At 31.1% G+C, this 19,411-nt stretch carries 10 protein-coding genes; 2 read left to right on the top strand and 8 right to left on the bottom strand.

Going from position 1 to position 19,411, the window contains the following annotated elements; translation table 11 throughout:
- Positions 1–393: 393 nt before the first annotated feature.
- From ACY2IJ_RS04585 to ACY2IJ_RS04550, 8 genes are all read right to left on the bottom strand, one after another.
- On the bottom strand, positions 394–807 hold the full coding sequence (locus ACY2IJ_RS04585) for a hypothetical protein (RefSeq protein WP_476725979.1): 414 nt from the start codon (positions 805–807) through the stop codon (positions 394–396).
- Positions 808–870: 63 nt separating this feature from the next.
- A complete protein-coding gene (locus ACY2IJ_RS04580; protein ID WP_476725978.1) occupies positions 871–2,559 on the bottom strand; it encodes a hypothetical protein in 1,689 nt (562 codons plus the stop codon).
- A gap of 11 nt (positions 2,560–2,570) precedes the next feature.
- Entirely contained in the window at positions 2,571–4,367 is a 1,797-nt protein-coding gene (locus ACY2IJ_RS04575) for a RagB/SusD family nutrient uptake outer membrane protein (protein WP_476725977.1), read from the bottom strand.
- Positions 4,368–4,379: 12 nt separating this feature from the next.
- Positions 4,380–7,409 (bottom strand): SusC/RagA family TonB-linked outer membrane protein, encoded by a 3,030-nt coding sequence (locus tag ACY2IJ_RS04570; RefSeq protein WP_476725976.1) that lies wholly within the window; start codon positions 7,407–7,409, stop codon positions 4,380–4,382.
- 503 nt (positions 7,410–7,912) lie between these two features.
- A complete protein-coding gene (locus tag ACY2IJ_RS04565) occupies positions 7,913–8,356 on the bottom strand; it encodes a hypothetical protein (protein WP_476725975.1) in 444 nt (147 codons plus the stop codon).
- A 74-nt stretch (positions 8,357–8,430) separates the two neighbouring features.
- On the bottom strand, positions 8,431–10,131 hold the full coding sequence (locus ACY2IJ_RS04560) for a hypothetical protein (RefSeq protein ID WP_476725974.1): 1,701 nt from the start codon (positions 10,129–10,131) through the stop codon (positions 8,431–8,433).
- A gap of 14 nt (positions 10,132–10,145) precedes the next feature.
- Entirely contained in the window at positions 10,146–11,975 is a 1,830-nt protein-coding gene (locus tag ACY2IJ_RS04555) for a RagB/SusD family nutrient uptake outer membrane protein (RefSeq protein WP_476725973.1), read from the bottom strand.
- Between the two features lie 18 nt (positions 11,976–11,993).
- On the bottom strand, positions 11,994–15,104 hold the full coding sequence (locus tag ACY2IJ_RS04550; RefSeq protein WP_476725972.1) for a SusC/RagA family TonB-linked outer membrane protein: 3,111 nt from the start codon (positions 15,102–15,104) through the stop codon (positions 11,994–11,996).
- Between the two features lie 580 nt (positions 15,105–15,684).
- Here ACY2IJ_RS04550 and ACY2IJ_RS04545 point away from each other — a divergent pair.
- Together ACY2IJ_RS04545 and ACY2IJ_RS04540 are read left to right on the top strand one after the other, a co-directional pair.
- Positions 15,685–17,709, top strand: a complete 2,025-nt coding sequence (locus tag ACY2IJ_RS04545; RefSeq protein ID WP_476725971.1) for a glycoside hydrolase family 127 protein — start codon at positions 15,685–15,687, stop codon at positions 17,707–17,709.
- Positions 17,710–17,849: 140 nt separating this feature from the next.
- Positions 17,850–19,295: a sulfatase family protein gene (locus ACY2IJ_RS04540; protein WP_476725970.1), complete on the top strand. Its 1,446-nt coding sequence runs from the start codon at positions 17,850–17,852 to the stop codon at positions 19,293–19,295.
- Positions 19,296–19,411: the final 116 nt, after the last annotated feature.

Raw genomic sequence — 19,411 nt, 5'->3', positions numbered from 1 at the left:
GTAATCATTACATGATGTTTTTCTATTACGTAAAGTTCACAGATGCTAATTTCTTTTTCAGCAATTATTATTTATCTATTTCTTTTATAAAACAGGGTTATCAGCTATTATGGTGTTATAATCACTGTTTTTAAGTAACCAATAAGCTTTTTGTGTTGGTTGATATCTCTCGAAAAAATCTAGTAACAGATCTTATTTTGATAAAATTCAAGAACATATCTAGCTTGAAAACTTCTTAAAACTCATTTAGATTAATTCGATTATCCTTCTCTTTACAACTCAAAAGTATCAAGGTGTAGTAACTTTTTTATATTATAATTTTGTTTTAATTTATACAAAAAAGGATTGACAATTGTCAATCCTTTCATAATTAATATTATATGTTTTTCAATTTTAATTATAAACCTGATCTTCTGTTATATTAATATTAGTATAATTGGTAATAGTTCCATTATTATTTATACTTATGTTTCCTGTGTGTGTAGTTTTGTCCCCTGTAATGGTATAAACACTATTCTTATCTTCGTCTACTTTGGTTAGAACAATGGCGTAATTTGTCTCATCAGAACTGTCGATGTAGTTGGTTGTGTTGTATTTTTTTAATTTGGTGGACGTTTGGTATTCTATAAGTATGTTTTTAGTTTGATAAACGTTTATTTTTTCTAAACCATTTCCCGTTATGTTACTTAATGTATATACATTTACTATATTTATATTTGATTCACCTTTGAAAATAGACTCTTTATTACAGCTGTTTAGTAAAATAATAAGACAGAAAAGAGTAATTGTTTTTAATATGTTTTTCATAATTATTTGTGATGTTTTATCAACTCCTTAAAAGTGTTTTTAAGGAGTTGAAGTTTATTAATTTTATGGTCTTTCTTCTACTTTAATAAATGACATATCATCAAAATAAATTTCTTGAGGATCTGTTATACCCGTATTTACCCATTGATCACTATTAATTCTTAATTGAAATTCGGCATTATTAGGGAGATCACCATTATTAAATTCAATAGTTTTGGATACTTCTACCCATTTATCTGTTTCTATTGAAGATATATCCCAAACAGTCTGCACCCAAGTAGGTTTGTTATAAACGGTTAAGAAATTAACTAAAGTACTAGAGGAGGGTTTGAAGATTTTAAAGGACACTTTATATTTTCCAGATTTTAAACCATTTGGTGCTGCAAATTTATTTGTAAATAAATTAATGCCTGGGAAAGGGGTTGTTTCTGTAGATTTAAATCTTATACAAGCATTTCCACTAAAGGCTTTAGAAGTTACTCTTTCATAGTAGTAGCCACCTCCATAATCGTTTCCATTACCAACCCAATAGTCTGCAGCAAAAGCTTTCTTAAAATCTCCATCAGGCCTTTCAAATCCAGTATTAGAACTTAATATATTGTTTCCTAAATAAGTTATTACAGAAACTGGAGCTGTAGTATTGCTTAATGTTCTTTCATCTGTAGACGTAATAACACCTCCATTATAACTTACTGTAATAACATCTGAATTGTAAATAGGATCTTGTAGCTTTAATTCTATAAAGGTTGCATCAGTTTCACTTACTTTAGCATTTAAGACATTGATATCTCCGCTAAATCCATTCTCATTGGTTACATGTACAGTAAAGAAATTTTCTTGACCTGTAAATTCTTTAAGTTCACCACTAACTTGAAATCTAAGAGTTTCATCTTCTTGTTCTCTTACAACTCCATTTATAACTAATGGTTGCGTAGATTTAATTACCTTAACTCTTAAAGGAATAAATTTAGAAGTGCTTGAAGTAGGTAAAGGAGAGGCTCTAAACGACCTAAATGTACCTGCATTAAATGTTCCCAGTTTAAAAAACTTAATACTTACATTATTAGCTGTTGAAGACCTTGGAGCACCATTTGGAATAGACCATTGTCTACCATTAGGCCTACCTATAGTTGATTGGTCTTCAAAAGTTAAACTAGCACCAGCTTCAATTTCTACAACAGGCCAGTCTAAAGAGTCTTTTTGTGAAATTTTTTCTTCAGCAGAAATATTAATAATTTCTGAATTTTCTTTAGAAACCTTAAAACTAGGTTTTAAATAAGCATAAATATCAAAAACAAAAGAAGTGTCAATAACCCACAAATTACCTTGTTTTACGGCATCAAATGTACCTAAGCTTGTTTTTCTACTAACATATTCATTATAGGTATTTAATAGGCGAACTTTGTTTTCTCCAGGGTTTAAGAATATTACATGTACTTTATTGTCAGAAACACTTAACCCTTTACTTTTGTCTATAAATAATTCTAATGAATCATTACGATTAAAACCTTCTTTTAAAAAGTGATTCCCCTTTTCAATAATCCATTTATGGTTTAGCGTTCCTTGAGATAAATCAAAAAATGACATGCTACTTCCTGCATTTAAATCAAATTTAGATTGACTATTAGGATCAAGACTAATAAGCCATGATGTATCGGATAGACTATTTGGAGCATCATAGTCTGTGTACTCTGTATTACAGCTTATTATAAATAAACTCAATAAGAAAGATATGATTTTTATATTTTTCATAATAATGAATGTTAGTTATTGATATTTGGATTAGCGTTGGTTTCTCTAAAAGGAATAGGGTAAGTACCATGCGTTTCTTCATTGTAATTGCTATATGATAGATCGTACTCGTAATCAACCGTTCGTTTTTCAGGTTCATTAAAAGGTGATGGGACCTGTTTAGTGAGAGATACATACCATTTAGTTGTTTCTTTTCCTTTACTATCTGTAAAAACGAAGTTTTCTCCATAGAAAATTTCTTCAGACAGCTCTTTCAATCTATCTTTAAACCCGTATCCATCAGATTTTTTCCATCTTTGGAAATCTAAAAATCTAATGGCATGCCCTTCGGCACCTAACTCTAACGGCTTTTCTATGTACATTAAATGTCTCATTAAAGAAGTTGCATCATAAGCTACCTCATCATATGTATTAGCAATATCTCCATTTGAATTGCCTAATAAAACTAATCCCCATCTTTCACGTATTTGATTGATTAAGTCAATTGCCCCATTAATATCCCCAGTTTTAATTAAACATTCGGCCTGCATTAAAAAAACTTCGGATAACCTATTAAGTGTAACGTTCTTTGCAGACAAAGTAGAGCTTCCTGTAGGGATTTGTCCCTCTGATTCAGCAATATCATGATTTGTGAATTTTTTCCACCAAGCAAACCCCCATCCTGTAGAAGTAAATTTATTAAATTCACTTACTGTACCGGTTAAGTAGTATTTAGTTTGATTGTCTTCAGGAAGTGCCATCATGGCAGATGCTCTTAAAGGAACATTTCTTAATTTTGTAACGTTGTTTTCATCTGTATAGTAATTTCTTTGATCTAAAGGATCCATTGGTTCAGATTTATATTCGTAAGCAATCCATGCAGGCCCTACAGCTCCTTGTGAGTTAGAGGTTTGTTGATTTAACCAATTCGTTCCTGAGGAACCATCCCATCTGCTCAAATTAAGATTTATAAAGTCTGATGTGAAGTTAATTTCTAAAATAGATTCAGAGTTAAATTCTCCTGCAGTAGTAAACATTTTATCTAAATCTGTTTCTAAAGTATAACCATGATTATTTATTACATCTTCAAAATATGGCATTGCCTCACTATACTTTAATTCATTTAAATAGGTTTGGCCTAAAATTGTAGCAGCAGCACCAGATGTAACCTTTGTAATATCTTCATCAGGATATTCACCTCTTTTATATAGATTTTCATAAGCATATTTTAAGTCATTTCTTATAAATTCTAAAACATCTGATGCTGGAGATAGGCTTATGTTATAGTCTTGACGGCTTTTAGGAGTAGTATGCCTTATAATGATGCTTCCGTTATTATATGTTGTGTAAAGGTAGTAGTGGAATAATGCTCTTAAGAATCTGGCTTGAGCCATTTGAGAAATCCATTCATCTTTTTCATCAGCTTCAATTGTGTTTTCAATGTTTTCTAACCCTTCTATAACTTGATTAGCTCTAAAAATACCTCTATAATTAGATTGCCATTTTTCATTGACTTCATTAGTACTTGCTGTGTAGTTCTGTAAATAAAAAGGCTCTGTGTTGTTAGGGGTAGGTCTTCCATATCCAGGATATCCCATGTCAGATCTTAACATTTCATCTATTTTGTTGATGATTGCGGGATCATATAATGTTTTATATGTTGCGTTTAAACCTTTTTGGGTTTCTTGTAAATTACGCCAGAAATTATTTCTATCTATCTCATTTGGATTATCATGATTCAATAAGTCATTTTGAAAGTCATCAGAACAGCTTAGGATCGTACATACTGTAAAGATGAAAATAGTTATTTTATAAATTATATTTTTCATAATGTTAAGAGATTAAAAGTTAAAGTTTACACCTAATAAATACTGAGAAGAAATAGGTGCCGTTCCTTTATCTAAACCTCTAGAGGTTACGTTTCCACCAACTTCTGGATTATAGCCAGTATATTTTGTGAAAGTTAAAGGGTTTTGTGCACTTACATAAAATCTAAGTTTTTCAATTTTTAATTTTTTGACAACTTCTTTAGATAAACTATACCCAAGTGTTATTTGTCTTAATCTTAAGTATGAACCGTCTTCTAAGTATATATCACTATAACCTAAATAATTATTATGTTTTCTAATATCAAATCTATATGCGGGTATTAAAGAGGTTGGGTTTTGTTCTGACCATTGATGAACTAAATCTTTATGTCTACCAAAACCATATGCCCATGCATTAAATCCATTCATGATTTCATGTCCTAAAGAAGCGTACCAGTTCATAGAGAAATCCCAGTTTTTGTAGTATGTGTTTAGGTTGTATCCTAATTCATATTTAGGTAATCCACTACCACTATAAACTCTATCATCATCATCAAGCTTATTGTCACCATTTTGATCTATGAACATTAAATCTCCCATTTTGGCATTGGCATCAATAGTCTGGTATTGAGCAAGCTTTTCCTCGGTATCAATTACACCGTTATTTCTCCATAGGTAAAAGGCTCCTGCTTCTCTTCCTACTTTGTGTGCTGTTATTCTAGATTGAGTTGGAGCTCTACTAACCAACCCAAAATCATTTGTAAAAATAAAATCAGTGTCTCCATCAATACGTGTAATTTCATTTTTGTTGGTTGTAAATGTACCTCTCATATTGTACCATATTTTACCGATGTTTCCTTTGTAACTTGTAGCAAATTCGAATCCTTTGTTGGTCATGTTTCCAACATTTAGTGTTACGGAAGCATTGTTTCCACCTCCATTTGAAGGAGCCAAAAATACAGGGAAGAGCATATCTTTCTTTCTAGTATTATAATACTCTGCACTAAATGTAAGTTTATTTCTAAATAAGCCTACATCAACCCCTAGATTTGATTGTATTGAGGTTTCCCATTTTAATTTTTCATTGGCAAAACTAGTTTGAATTGCTCCATTTAGTAGTCTTTCATCTCCGTTCTCATTTTTTCCAATGTAATCTATATTTTGAGAAATTACAGGGGAGAATAAATAAGACCGAATGCGGTCATTACCAACAGTCCCTAGTGTGGCTCTTATTTTAAGGTTATTGACTGTCTTTTTATATTTTGTCCAAAAAGTTTCGTCAGAAACATTCCAAGCACCTGCTATAGAAGGGAAAAAAGCTTGCCTTGCGTTTTCAGGAAATTTTGATGAAATGTCTTGTCGAATACTAGCACTTAAGTTATATTTTTCCTTAAAGCTATATTGTAATCTTCCTAATGAACTTAATCTAGCAGAGGTATCGTCAAATCCTGAGTTTACTAATTGTTCACCTGTAGCGCTATTTAATACATCTAATTCGTTAATAATAGCTTCAAGCCTTCTAGCTCTAAAATTCTCATAAGTATATTTTTCGGTAGTTATGAAAGCACCAATATTAATTTTATGATTGTTTATTTTTTTATTATAATTAAAACCAGTTTCAATATACAGGGAAGTTCCTTCGTCACTAGAGTCTTCAACATAGCTATTAGAAGGAGGGTTTTGTAATATTCCCTGACTGTTGTAAATCTCTTGATAAGGAACTTTTATTTTTCCTCTTGTTGTCCTGTAAGTATATCCTACTTTGCTAGATAGTTTTAAGTTTTTACTGATTTTGTAATCAATATTTAAGGAAGCGTTTGCTCGTGTTGTTTTACGATATTGTTTGGTTCTAAGGCTTTCTAATACCCAACCTAATCTGTTTACCTCTTCTCCGCCACCAGAAAGTTCATCGAAATTATCAAGATCTAAACCATTTTGTGTAGGTCTGTATACAATTGCTTGAGAAAGCAAATTAAACCTAGGGATGTCTCTGTAATCTGAACTAAATCCTAAGCTTGTTTGAATTCTTAATTTTTTTCTTTCATAAATAGTATTAGAACGCATATTAAATCTACTATAATTTGAATTTATAAGTTGACCCTTTTGTTTAAATAATCCTAGAGTAACATTGTTTCTTAGTTCTTTTGTTCCTCCTGAAACACTAATATTGTAATTACCTGTAGGTTGATTATTTCTAAAGATAATTTTATTTAAGTTAGTATCGTTTTGGAAAGATCTAGGGTTGAAGGTAAGGTTAGATTGAAAGTTTTCATCTATAAAATTAGGGTCGTTATTTCTTTGACTAATAAGATCAACGTAAGTTTGTTCTACTGTATTAAGTAGAGGAACAGCTGGTTGTCTATTTTGTATAGAATAACTACCGTTAAATCTAACCTTTAATGTGCCTGCTTCACCTTGTTTGGTAGTAATAAGAATAACACCCGCAGCTCCACGAGCTCCATAAATAGCTGTTGAAGCAGCATCTTTTAAGATGTCTAAACTTTCAATTTCACTAGGTGGAATCCTAGGGTCTCCATCTTGAATAATTCCATCGACTACATATAAAGGAGTGTTGTCACCCAAAGTAGTAATACCACGTATCAATATTTCCGATTCACCACCTGGAGTAGAGGATGAGACTACGTTTACACCTGAGACGAGTCCTTGAAGTGCTGTTCCTAAATCAGAGGTAACCACTTTTTCTATGGCTTCGGCTTCTACTCTTGCGACAGCCCCTGTAAGTTCTTTCTTTTTTACAGAACCATATCCAATTAATACAACATCATTCAGGCTTTCTACGTTGCTCTTTAGTGTAATGTTTAAAGTTGGTTTTTTTACAGTAAGTGTTAGGTTCTCAAAACCTAAATAAGAAAATTTTAGTATATCTCCTGGTTTGGCTTTAATGGCATATTGACCATCAAAGTCAGAGGTAGTAATGGTTTTAGTACCAAGTTTGTAGATATTAGCACCAATTAAAGGTTCTCCGTTTTCATCCAAAATAGTACCTGTTACTTTAGTAAAGGATTTTTGTGCACTGGATGGTAAACAGATTGATAATAACATAACGATTAGTATAAGAATACTTTTTGTTATGAGTAATCTTGAAAAAATAAAGTTTATCATAGTTAGTTAGTTAGTTAGTTTTTAATAATGTTTTAGTTTTTTTTGTTTAGTTTTTTTAATAAATATTGTTTTTTTTTGTTTTATATCGCAAAATAGCTGTTTTTTATTATTGATTTGATACTTGATTTAGCGAATGGTAGTATTATTTTGATTTTTTTACTTAATAGGTTTTTTTGTTGTGTTTTATTTAGTGTATTGTTTTTTTTATTATGGTTTAATTATTTTTTTTGATTTTTTTTGTGTAATACAAAAATTCCTTGTTTCTGTTTAATCAAAATCAAGGAATGAATATTGTGTAGTCTGCAACTTTAGTTAATTGAGAGTGAGGTAAATTTTACGAAAATAGTTTGTTTTGTGAAAATGGTTATATTGTTAAATAAATAAAAAGCCCAAGAATTAATAAATCCTTGGGCCTTTTATTTAAGACTATTGTTTTAGAGAATTTAATTATATACTTTTTTAGTAATCATTTCTATGGTATAACTTTCAGTAACAGAAGATCCCACTTCATTAACTTCCATAGTTCCTATTTTAGAGGAAATATCTGAACTTAAAATTACATTATAACTGGTATTTTCAGTTTGTTTTGTATAACTTATTTCATAACGAGTATCTGTAGAGCTATCTATATAGTTTTTTATTTTATTTTTTTTAGCAGTGTTTAAATTTGGGAATTCTATAATAAATGCTTTATTAAGATCTCTATATATTTCTATTTTAACCACACTTACATTTTTACCTGGGTCTGTAGCATCTTTTATTTCTGTTACTTCATAAATAGAGGTTAATTCTAAATCTGTAGGTGTCTTAAATACGTTCTCTTCACTACAGCTGAATATCATTAATGTAAGTAATAGTAAGCTTATGTATTTTAGTGTTTTTTTCATATTAAAAATGATTTTAAATTTCCTACTTCTTAGATTTAATTTGATTGCTAGGAAGTAGGAATTATAATTAAAAATTAAGGTCTAGGTTCTATCTTTATAAAAGAAATGTCATCCATATATATAATATGCTCTCCCGTTAAATTTTGATTTCCATTAGCATTAACATATCTTATTTGAAACTGTGTTGTTATATCTAGGTCATTTGGTATGGTAAATTCTGCAGTAATAGTTGACCATATACCAGTTGGGGTGCTTGATATATCAATATCATTTTGAATCCATGCAGAAGTTTTAGAATTACTAACAATTGTTTTTATAGATTGTATATCTGTTTCTTTGAATACTTGCATGCTAAACTTATAAGTTCCTGACTCTAAACCGTTTTTCGTAAAGCTATTATAACTTAAATTTAAATTATTTAAAAATGGTGTAGTTGCAGTAAATTTCATACTTGCTGAAGATCCATTTGCTCCTTTGTCAGTAGAACGCTGATAATAATATCCAGAACTATTATTATTTAAGTTTCCAGCCCAAAAACCACTAGCAAAAGCTTGTTTAAAGTCAGTATTTTCAGTTTCAAATCCTGCTAAATTGTCTGCAATTGGTAAATTTTGAAATTGTACTTTTTGATTTGTGAATGTTTCTAAAACTCTATCATCTAAAGATTTAATAATCCCATTACCATCTGAAGCATCAAAAGAAACATAAATATCATCGGAAGAATAAATGTCAGAAGCTAAGGATAATTCAATGGTTGTTTTGTCAGTTCCAATAACAGCAGCTTTATTAACTACAATATCTTGATCAAACGCTGCGTCAGTATTTGTAACATGTACTTTGAAAAAACTTTCTTGTCCTGTAAATGTTTTCAACCCTCCGTTTACATTTAATATGATTTTATTAGATGCTGTTCTTGTAATACTATTATTTAAGACAACAAATGGTTGACTAGAAGGAACAACATTAATTTTTACCCCAATATCATACTTTATATTTTTAGATAGTGGAGTTGTATTAGTTTCTGTTCTACCAACAGTTAATGATCCTGCGTTTGTAATCCCTAGTTTAAAGAATGAAAAATCAATAGTTTTAACTCCTGCAGCTGTTTTTTCACTGGAACTTGGTACAGACCAACTATTTGAATTAGGTCGTCCAACTGTAGTAATGTCTTCATAAGTCAATTTCTCACCATATTCTAAAACAATAATTGAGTCTGTTGGTATAAGTCCTGTTTTACTGTTGTATAGTTCTACACCGTTTTTGTCAGATATTTTAACTTGTGGTTCAATTTTAGCAAATACATCTACTTTCCAGGTGCGTGTAATTTCGTACACATTTTCTTTTTTTACAGAAGGTATTAATACTTTTCCATAGAAGTTTACAGAATCCTTAAATGTATTTTTTAATGTTACTTCATTAACACCACTCTTATTAAATAATACATGTGCTGCTTTGTGTGTTGAGATTGTTGTTAAATTGGGATAAACATAAGCAGATAAGTCATCAGTGTCTTTAAAATCAGGTTTCAAAAAATTGTTTTCTTCATTAATAATCCATTGATGAGTTAGAGCATTTTGAGATAAATCAACAAAAGAAATGTAGTCCTCTATGTTTTTGTAATAATCAATACCAGTATTTTCTGCTTGGCCATAACCTTCAGAAATAGACCATGTAGCTGCTTGAAAATCATCTAAATCGGTTACTTTATCATCACTACACCCTATAAAAATTAAAAGGGTGAAAATGAGATGTAATTTATGTTTAATATTTTTCATATTTTTCTATTAAATTAGTTTAAAGCTGGGTTTCTTAAAATCTCGGTTAATGGTATTGGATAATAATCATTTACAGAAGAGTTGTAATTAGAACTAGCTTGATCGTATTCATAATCTATTGTTATTGTGTTAGGGGTTATAGTAGGGTTGTCATTTGTAGAGAATATATCTGAAGGTTTACTTGTTGTAGTACCTCCTTTTTTAATCCCTGTAATAGGATCTCTGCTAGGGTAGGCATATGGATTCGCATAATAAGTTAATCCAGCTAATTTCTGAAAATTATCTTTTATAATTCCCCATCTTCTTAAATCAATCCAACGAGTTGCTTGTCCCTCAACAGACATTTCTAAAGGTTTTTCTACATACATTAATCGATCCATTAAGGTTTCTTTAGTGTACGGAACATATCCAGCATCTACAATACCGTCTCCATCTTGATCAGATTCAAAACCTGCTCCAGAAAATTCACTATCAGGCACTCCTAATAATTCTAAAGCCCATCTGTGTCTTACTTTGTTAATCAATTTCAAACCACCAGCTAGATCTCCTGTTTGAATTTTACATTCAGCTTGCATTAAATATACTTCTGCTAGTCTATATACTACTACATTTGAACCACTACTTTGAGGGCCTCTAGGGTCAGAGGTATCAAAATCTATATATTTTCTATAATAACCAAATCCGTATTCTCCGTTTCCTAACCTAGCTCTTAATGCATCAGGAGTTTTTTGTCCTCCATAGTCAGATAATTCGTCATTCACTAAAGAAACCATAGTTGAAGCTCTTAAAGAAACAGGTCTTTCTATAGTTGCACTACCATCGGGTTCTTCGTAAAAGTTTCTAGCATCATTCATGTCTTTTTTTTCGTTTTTATAAGCATGTATCAACCAAGCAGGCATATAATAACCGTTAGATCCAGTTGCATTATAAGATAGACCGTTAGACATTTTTCCAGCATCCCAAACTTTAAAGTTTTGTCTGTGTTCTGTGTTATATGCTAATTCAAAAATAGATTCTTTATTAAATTCTCCTTCTTTAGTAAACATTAAAGAATAATCAGTAACCAATTCATATTTATTACTATTAATAATTGCATCAAAATAAGTCATCGCCTTTGAGTAGTCACCTGTAGCATCAGGACCGTCTGTTGCTTCGTATAAATAAGATGTACCTAAAGCTGTTGCTGCTGCCCATTTGGTTGCACTTCCTAAATAATTATCGTTATATGATTCAGGTAAATTAGCATAAGCATATTCTAGATCTTCTCTAAAATATGTTTTAACTTCAGAAGAAGAGGATATATCTTTTCCAAATCCAGAGCTTACAGTTTCTATTTCATTTAAAAGAATTACTTTACCTTCATTGTATAAAGAATGTAAATAAAAATACATCAGTCCTCTAATAAATCTAGCTTGTCCCATTTGTGTAGTCCAAGAATTTAATTGAGTATCGTCAATTTTAGTTTTTACTTGGTTTAAACCTTCAATGACTTGGTTTGCGTAATAAATAGTTGTATAACAAGCATCCCATTTTTCTCCTATGTATTGATAGTTGTTAGTGTATGTTTGATTGTACATAACAGTAGCTATGGTGTTTCTTGGGATAGGTCTTCCGTAACCAGGATACCCCATGTCTGATCTCCATGCTTCTTCTACAATTCCTAGTAAGTCTTCATTTAATAGGGAATTATATACTGAGTTTAGTCCTTTTTGTGTATCTGATAAGTTTTCCCAACTTACTTGTGGTTGGTTTGGATTAATTTCCGTTAATGATTCGTCTGAGCAAGACAGCAAACCTAATAACATAAAAACCACTATGATATTTTTTAGTTTCATATATTTCATCATCCTTGTTTTTTAATATTAAAAGTTTAAATTAAGTCCTAACATATAAGTTGCCGTTAAAGGGTAGGCACCTCTATCCAAACCTCTACTTTGAATACTTCCCCCGATAGCAGGGTTATATCCAGTATATTTTGTAATTGTTAATGGGTTTTGAGCTGTTGCGTATATTCTAAATTTAGAAATACCTCCAAGTTTTTCTAAAGTTTGTTTTGAAAAACTATACCCAACAGTCGCTGCTCTTAGTCTTAAATAACTACCATCTTCCAACCATTGATCAGTGTATCCATTGTAGTTTGGTCCAATTTTAATACCTCCTCTAAACGCAGGAACAGATGTTACTGGGTTTTCAATAGAGTATTGATCAACTAAGGCTTCCGCTCTTCCATATGCAAAAGCTGTAGCTTTAGACCCGTTCATTACTTTTTGTCCAATAGCAGCAAACCAATTCATGGTAAAATCAAAACTTTTGTAATAAGCACTAAAGTTGTATCCTAATTCATATTTAGGTAATCCACTCCCTCTATAAGTTCTATCGTCATTGCTGATCTTTCCATCTTGATTGGTGTCTACTAATCTTAAATCTCCCATTCTAGCTTGTGGATTCAATTTTTGATAATCAGCTAGCTTTTCGCTAGTGTTGATAATACCATCTGTTGTATAAATAAAGAATGCTCCTGCAGGATATCCTTTAGCAAACGCTGTAACTTGAGATTGGTCTTTAGCACCTGATATTAATCCCCAATCATTAGCCATAGTAAATCTACCAAAACCAGCTAAACTCTTGATTTTGTTTTTATTTGTTGTAAAAGTACCATTCATATTTATCCATACTTTACCTATGTTAGTTTTATATCTTGTAGCTAATTCAATACCTTGATTAGTCATGCTTCCAACATTTAAAATAATATTAGGATTGTTACTTGCTCCTGTGTGACCTGGTAAAGTAATAGGAAATAACATGTCGTTATTAGTCTTATGATAGTATTCTGCTGTAAAGGTTAATTTGTTTTTAAAAAAACCTAAATCAATCCCTAAGTTACTTTGAATAGATGTTTCCCATTTTAATTCTTTGTTAGCATACCCGCTTTGAATATTACCATTTGTAAGATTGTCTTCTCCGGATCTACCATAAGCGTACTGATAATCGGTTATAAAGGTAGATTGATATATATAATCTCCCACTCTTTGGTTACCTACTTTACCATAAGAAACTCTTAATCTAAAATTATTTATATTTTTTTTATATGTATTCCAAAAATCCTCATCAGAGATATTCCATGCTACAGAAGCGGATGGAAAGTATGCTGATCGAGAGTCTATATCGAACTTAGAAGAGGCATCCCTTCTTATACTAGAACTAAATACATATTTACCTTTGTAGTTATATTGCATACGATATAGCAATCCAAAAGTCTTACTTACATAGTCAGGTCCTGAACCCACTACAAAGTTTAAAGTAGTACCGTCTAAAACTTTTACATCATTGTTGGCTACTCCAGATCCTCTTGCGGAAAAATATTCTCTAGTATATTTTTCAAATGTTGTACCTAAAGTAAATACGGCATGATGATTCTTATTAAAGTCTAATTTATAGTTTGTATATAAATTAAATGTATTGCTAATGCTTTTATTAGCAGAGTTAGTAACACCACTACTTTGTGATTGACTTTGTGAATTTCCAAAAACATCTGATACTTGCTGAAACGGCATAAAACCATGTTCGTATTGATAATTTGAATTTATTCCATATCGGCTTGTAATAGTTAGTTTATCTGTAAAATTATAAGATAAACTGAATGTGGTTGTTGCTTTTAGATTACTTCTTTGATTTTCTTGTTGAAATGCACGTAAAGCTGATGTGAAATTATTTGCAGCTCCACCAGAAGGAACAATAAGTTCATCATCTAAATTGTTATCTTCTAAACCTTGAGTTAAAGGTGAAAACTTAATAATTTGGCTTGTTAAACCCCAAGGAGCTAATTGACTTTCTTCGGAGGTGATTCCTACAATTGTTCTTAAATCCCATTTTCCTTTTTTATAACCCGTATTAGCTCTAATATTGAAACGTTGAAAGTCAGATTTTACAAGAGTACCTTTTTGTTTGTAAAAACCAGCGGTTATATTGTAATTAATGCTTTTAGCTCCTCCAGATATACTTACTGAATGGTTTTGTGTGGGTTGGTTGTCTAATACAATATCATCGAATAAGCTAGAATTATTCCTATATGCGCTTACATACAAACCGTATCCTAGGTTTAATTGATCGTCTCCTAAACCAGTAGCATCTAAGTTTCTTTTTAATAAAATTTCAGAATACAATTGTTGATTTGCATTCATTAAAGCTGTAGGAGTACCATTAATACTTTGAATACCGTATGTTGAATTGATATTTACTTTTAACGCACCTTCTTCACCTTTTTTGGTAGTAATTAAAATTACTCCTCCTGCACCTCTAGTTCCATAAATAGCTGTAGATGCTGCATCTTTCAATACGTCTATTGATTCTATTACGTTTGGTGGAATTCTAGGATTTCCTTCTTGCATTACACCGTCTACTACATATAAAGGTTCGTTACTTCCCGTTAATGATGTAACTCCTCTAATTAAGATATCGGAATCTCCTCCTGGTTCGGCACTAGCGACAACGCTTACCCCTGATACTTGACCTTGTAAAGCATTTCCTAAGTCAGAAGTGACAATGTTTTCAATATCTTCAGACTTTACATTAGCGACGGCACCTGTAATTTCTTTTTTCTTTACAGCTCCGTACCCAATTAAAACTACTTCCTCTAATTCAGTTTGATCAGGAGCTAAGGCCACATTCAAAATGTTATTTCTAACCGTTATAGTTTTAGAAAGCATTCCTAAATATTTAAATTCTAAAATATCTCCATCTTTAGCTTTAATATTATATTGTCCATCAAAATCTGTTGTGGTAAAAACTTTAGTTCCTAATTTAAAAACCGTTACCCCTATTAAAGGTTCACCATCTTCGGAATTGGTTACGGTACCAGAAACTGTTCCTTGTTGTGCGTATAATTCTCCATGAAAACACACAAATGAAAAAAACACAAAAAGAAATGTTTTTTTCCAAATTGTTATTATTTCAATTATTTTAAAATTCTCCATTTAATTAATTTTTATTCTTAGTATTTTTCGTCCTTATTTTTATCAAGTTTGTTCTCCGTAAAAAGACTGTTTCGTTATTAAAAAAAAATAATTTCATCATAAATTAGTTTAGATTTAAGGTTGCTTGTAGCTTTACAAGCTATTTTGGTTTTACTTGATACTGACACTTTTTTGATTTTTTAAAAAAAGAAATTAAGAGGTTTCTTGTTTTAGATAGTCTTTGGTTTTTCTGTTTTTTAATTGTGTTATTTGTAAATAAAAAAGGATAGTTTCTGGTATATAGCAAAATAACAGCTTTTTTATTACTGATTTGTTACTTTGTTTAGCCTATAGTAGTACTATTTTGATGTTTTTAAGCTTTATATGTAAAAACAAAAAACATCGTAAAAACTAGTGTTTACAAGGATAAACCAAATACAGTATTATTTTGATTTTAATTAAACCTGAGAGAGATTTTAGAATCGTATATGAGAGCTTTTGTGTAGGTTTATTGCCCAAATAAAAAAGTGAGTAATACTTCTGTTTTATTCAGGCAATTTTGATGTGTATAAAAGTTATAATTTTTAATAAATATTTTAATATGAGAAAAGTTATTTTAGGAATAGTTGGTTTGTTTTTTATAAATGTTGCAAGTGCGCAGCATAAAGGAATTATAAATAACACAAAAAGTCCAAACGTAAAATTTAAAAGTGTAGATATTGGCGATTGTCAATGGACCGAAGGTTTTTGGGCAGAAAAATTTAAAGTAGCGCAAGAAACCATGGTTCCGCATATGGGGGAGTTGTTAACAGGTGATGTGGGACATGCGTTGAATAATTTTAAAATTGCAGCAGGACTTAAAGAAGGAAAGCACAAAGGGATGAAGTGGCACGATGGTGATTTTTACAAGTGGATGGAAGCCGCTATGTATATTTATGCCAATAATAAAGATCCTAAAATTCTAAAAGAGTTAGATGCATACATAGATATTATTGGCGATGCTCAAGAACCAGATGGCTATTTGCACACAAAGGTTCAAACAGAAGATGATATGGAGCGCTTTGGAAACAGACAGCATCATGAAATGTATAATTTTGGACATTTATACACCAGCGCATGTATTCATAATAGAATAACAGGAAAAACCAATTTTTTAGATATTGCTATTAAAAATGCAGATTTTCTATATAGTAAATTTATGCCTGAACCTAAAGGAGATTTAAAACGTTTTGGATTTAACCAAACACAAATAATGGGGTTGGTAGAATTGTATAGAACTACTAAAAATGAGAAATATTTAAAGTTGGCAGAGCTATTTATCAATTTAAGAGGAAAGTCTAAAGTGGCACCAGCAAAGGTAGCTAACTATAAGTTTATTGGAGATATGGTGCAGGAACGTACTCCGCTAAGAAAATCTAAAACAGCAGAAGGACATGCAGTATTGGCATTGTATTTTTATGCAGGAGCTGCCGATGTATATGCAGAAACAGGAGAACAAGCATTGATTGATGCTTTGGATAGACTTTGGGAGAATGTAGTTGATAAAAAAATGTATGTAACTGGAGCTGTAGGGCAAACACATCATGGAGTATCATCACATGTAGATATGGTACATGAAGGATTTATTAATGAATACATGATGCCTAACTTAACGGCTTATAATGAAACCTGTGCGAACATTTGTAACTCTATGTTTAGTTACCGTATGTTAGGAGTTCATGGTGAAGCTAAGTATGCAGATATTATGGAATTAGTATTGTTTAATAGTGCTTTGTCTGGAATAAGTATTGAAGGTAAAGATTATTTTTATGCAAATCCATTACGTGTAAGTCATAAAGGATATGACCCAGGAAACGATACTGAATTTGATGTTCGTCAGCCTTACATTCCGTGTTTTTGTTGTCCACCAAACTTAGTACGTACTATTGCAAAATTATCAGGATGGGCATATAGTTTAACCAATAACGGAGTGGCTGTAAATCTTTACGGTGGAAATAAATTAGCCACAAAAATGTTAGATGGTTCTAAGTTAGAATTGGTTCAGGAAAGTCAATATCCTTGGAAAGGAAAAGTAGAGTTAACCGTTAAAAAAGCTAAAAGAGATGCTTTTGATATTTTGGTAAGAATACCAGAATGGGCTAAAGGAACTACAGTAAAAATAAACGGTAAAAATACAGCTAATAAAGTTGTACCTGGAACTTATCTTACTTTAAATAAAAAATGGAGAAAAGGAGATGTAATTACTTTAGACATGCCAATGGATATTAAATTGTTAGAAGGAAATCCGTTAATAGAAGAAGTAAGAAATCAAGCTGCTGTTAAAAGAGGACCAGTTGTTTATTGTGTAGAAACTCCAGATTTACCTAAAAACACAGATATATTAGATGTGTATTTACCTTTTAACTCTAAATTAACAGCCAATTATAAATCAGACTTTTTAGGAGGAATTACAACCATTTCAGGAGCGTTGGCAATTCGTAAAGATAAAAATGAGGCCATGTACAATGAGGTAACAAAACCTACATGGGAAACTAAAAACATACAATTAGTTCCTTATTTCTCTTGGGCAAATAGAGGAAAATCAGAAATGTCTGTTTGGTTACCTGTTCTTTGGAATCAGCAATAAGGTTTTAACAATACATAACAAAAACAGGTGTTTCTTGATTGTAAGAAGTGATACACCTGTTTTTTTTATTATCAAGAATTTTAAAAGTGTATTGTAATTGAATATGATAAGTTTCCACAAAATGATTTAATTAGTAACAAATGAAAAATAAGATTAAAAAAGGACTGTTGGTTTCATTAACATTGTTAGCAACGGTAACTAATGTGTTTGCAAAAGATAAGAGACCAAATATTGTAGTAATTTTATGTGATGATTTGGGCTATAATGATGTTGGTTTTAACGGATCAAAAGATATTATTACTCCCAATATTGATAAACTGGCACATTCAGGTACTATATTTTCATCGGCATATGTAGCACATCCTTTCTGTGGACCAAGTAGAACTAGTATCATGACGGGTCAATATTCCCATGTTATGGGAGCGCAGTTCAATTTAATTAGAAATAGCGAAAGATTTCATATTGGTATTCCACTTACAGAAAAGTTCATCAGCAAAGAATTACAACAAGCTGGTTATTATACCGGAGCTGTTGGGAAATGGCATTTAGGATCTAATAAACAATTCCATCCTAACAACCGTGGATACGATGAGTTTTTTGGTTTTTTAGGTGGAGGGCATCGATATTTTCCGGAAAAATACAGACCTATTTATGAAAAGCAAAAAGCAGCTGGGAATAAAAATATTATGGATTACTTAACTCCCTTGGAATATAACGGAAAACAAGTAAAAGAAACGGAATACATTACCGATGCTTTTTCTAGAGAGGCTGTTACGTTTGTTAATAAAGCAGCTCAAAAAGAACAACCTTTCTTTTTGTATTTAGCTTACAACGCACCTCATTTACCTTTAGAAGCTAAAGAAGATGATATGAAAATATTTAATTCTATTAAAGATGTAAAACGTAGAACTTACGCTGCAATGGTTTATGCCGTAGATAGAGGAGTAGGTAAATTGGTAGAAACTTTAAAAAAAACAAATGAATTTGAAAACACCTTAATTGTGTTTTTAAGCGATAATGGTGGGAAGTTACATACAGGTGCTGCTAATAATTACCCGCTAAGAGAAGAGAAAGGAAGTGTTTATGAAGGTGGTTTTAGAGTTCCAATGTTTTTTCATTGGCCACAAAAAGTAAAAGCAGGACAAGTGTTTACACATCCAGTTTCAGCAATAGATTTTTATCCAACTTTTGCAGGTTTGGCTAAAGTAGATGTTTCTAAAAATAAAAAATTAGCAGGAAAAGATGTTTGGTGTGATGTAAAAGCAAACAAAAATCCACATAAAGATGATATGTTATATATTTTAAGACACAGAACAGGCTTGAGTGATGTAGCTGCTAGAAAAAATGAATGGAAAGCGGTTAAAGTAGGAACAAAAAAATGGCAATTGTTTAATATAGAAAAAGACATTCGAGAACAAAATGATTTGAGCACTCAGCATCCAAAAATTTTACAAAATTTGGTGAAAGAGGCAGAAAAATGGAGTAAAACCAATAAAGAGCCCAAATGGTTTCATTCTATAGAAGAAGGAGAACTATGGAAACAATACAACATGCCAAGGTTTAATGAAACTTTTTCTTTAAACTAAAAACAATATGTTTTTCTATAAAAAGGCAACCAGTATGGTTGTCTTTTTTTATAGGAAAAGGTTTTATAATTGTGAAATAGGTATATATTTAATAATATATTTATAATATATTTGTT

Source organism: Wenyingzhuangia gracilariae, assembly GCF_056387575.1.
Note: the sequence above shows the minus strand (reverse complement) of the source record. Positions and strands in the feature narration are given on the sequence as shown.

Coding starts and splice junctions, on each gene's coding strand:
- ACY2IJ_RS04585 (WP_476725979.1), bottom strand. CDS start 807: ATGAAAAACATATTAAAAACAATTACTCTTTTCTGTCTTATTATTTTA.
- ACY2IJ_RS04550 (WP_476725972.1), bottom strand. CDS start 15,104: ATGGAGAATTTTAAAATAATTGAAATAATAACAATTTGGAAAAAAACA.
- ACY2IJ_RS04545 (WP_476725971.1), top strand. CDS start 15,685: ATGAGAAAAGTTATTTTAGGAATAGTTGGTTTGTTTTTTATAAATGTT.
- ACY2IJ_RS04570 (WP_476725976.1), bottom strand. CDS start 7,409: ATGTTATTATCAATCTGTTTACCATCCAGTGCACAAAAATCCTTTACT.
- ACY2IJ_RS04565 (WP_476725975.1), bottom strand. CDS start 8,356: ATGAAAAAAACACTAAAATACATAAGCTTACTATTACTTACATTAATG.
- ACY2IJ_RS04560 (WP_476725974.1), bottom strand. CDS start 10,131: ATGAAAAATATTAAACATAAATTACATCTCATTTTCACCCTTTTAATT.
- ACY2IJ_RS04540 (WP_476725970.1), top strand. CDS start 17,850: ATGAAAAATAAGATTAAAAAAGGACTGTTGGTTTCATTAACATTGTTA.
- ACY2IJ_RS04555 (WP_476725973.1), bottom strand. CDS start 11,975: ATGAAATATATGAAACTAAAAAATATCATAGTGGTTTTTATGTTATTA.
- ACY2IJ_RS04580 (WP_476725978.1), bottom strand. CDS start 2,559: ATGAAAAATATAAAAATCATATCTTTCTTATTGAGTTTATTTATAATA.
- ACY2IJ_RS04575 (WP_476725977.1), bottom strand. CDS start 4,367: ATGAAAAATATAATTTATAAAATAACTATTTTCATCTTTACAGTATGT.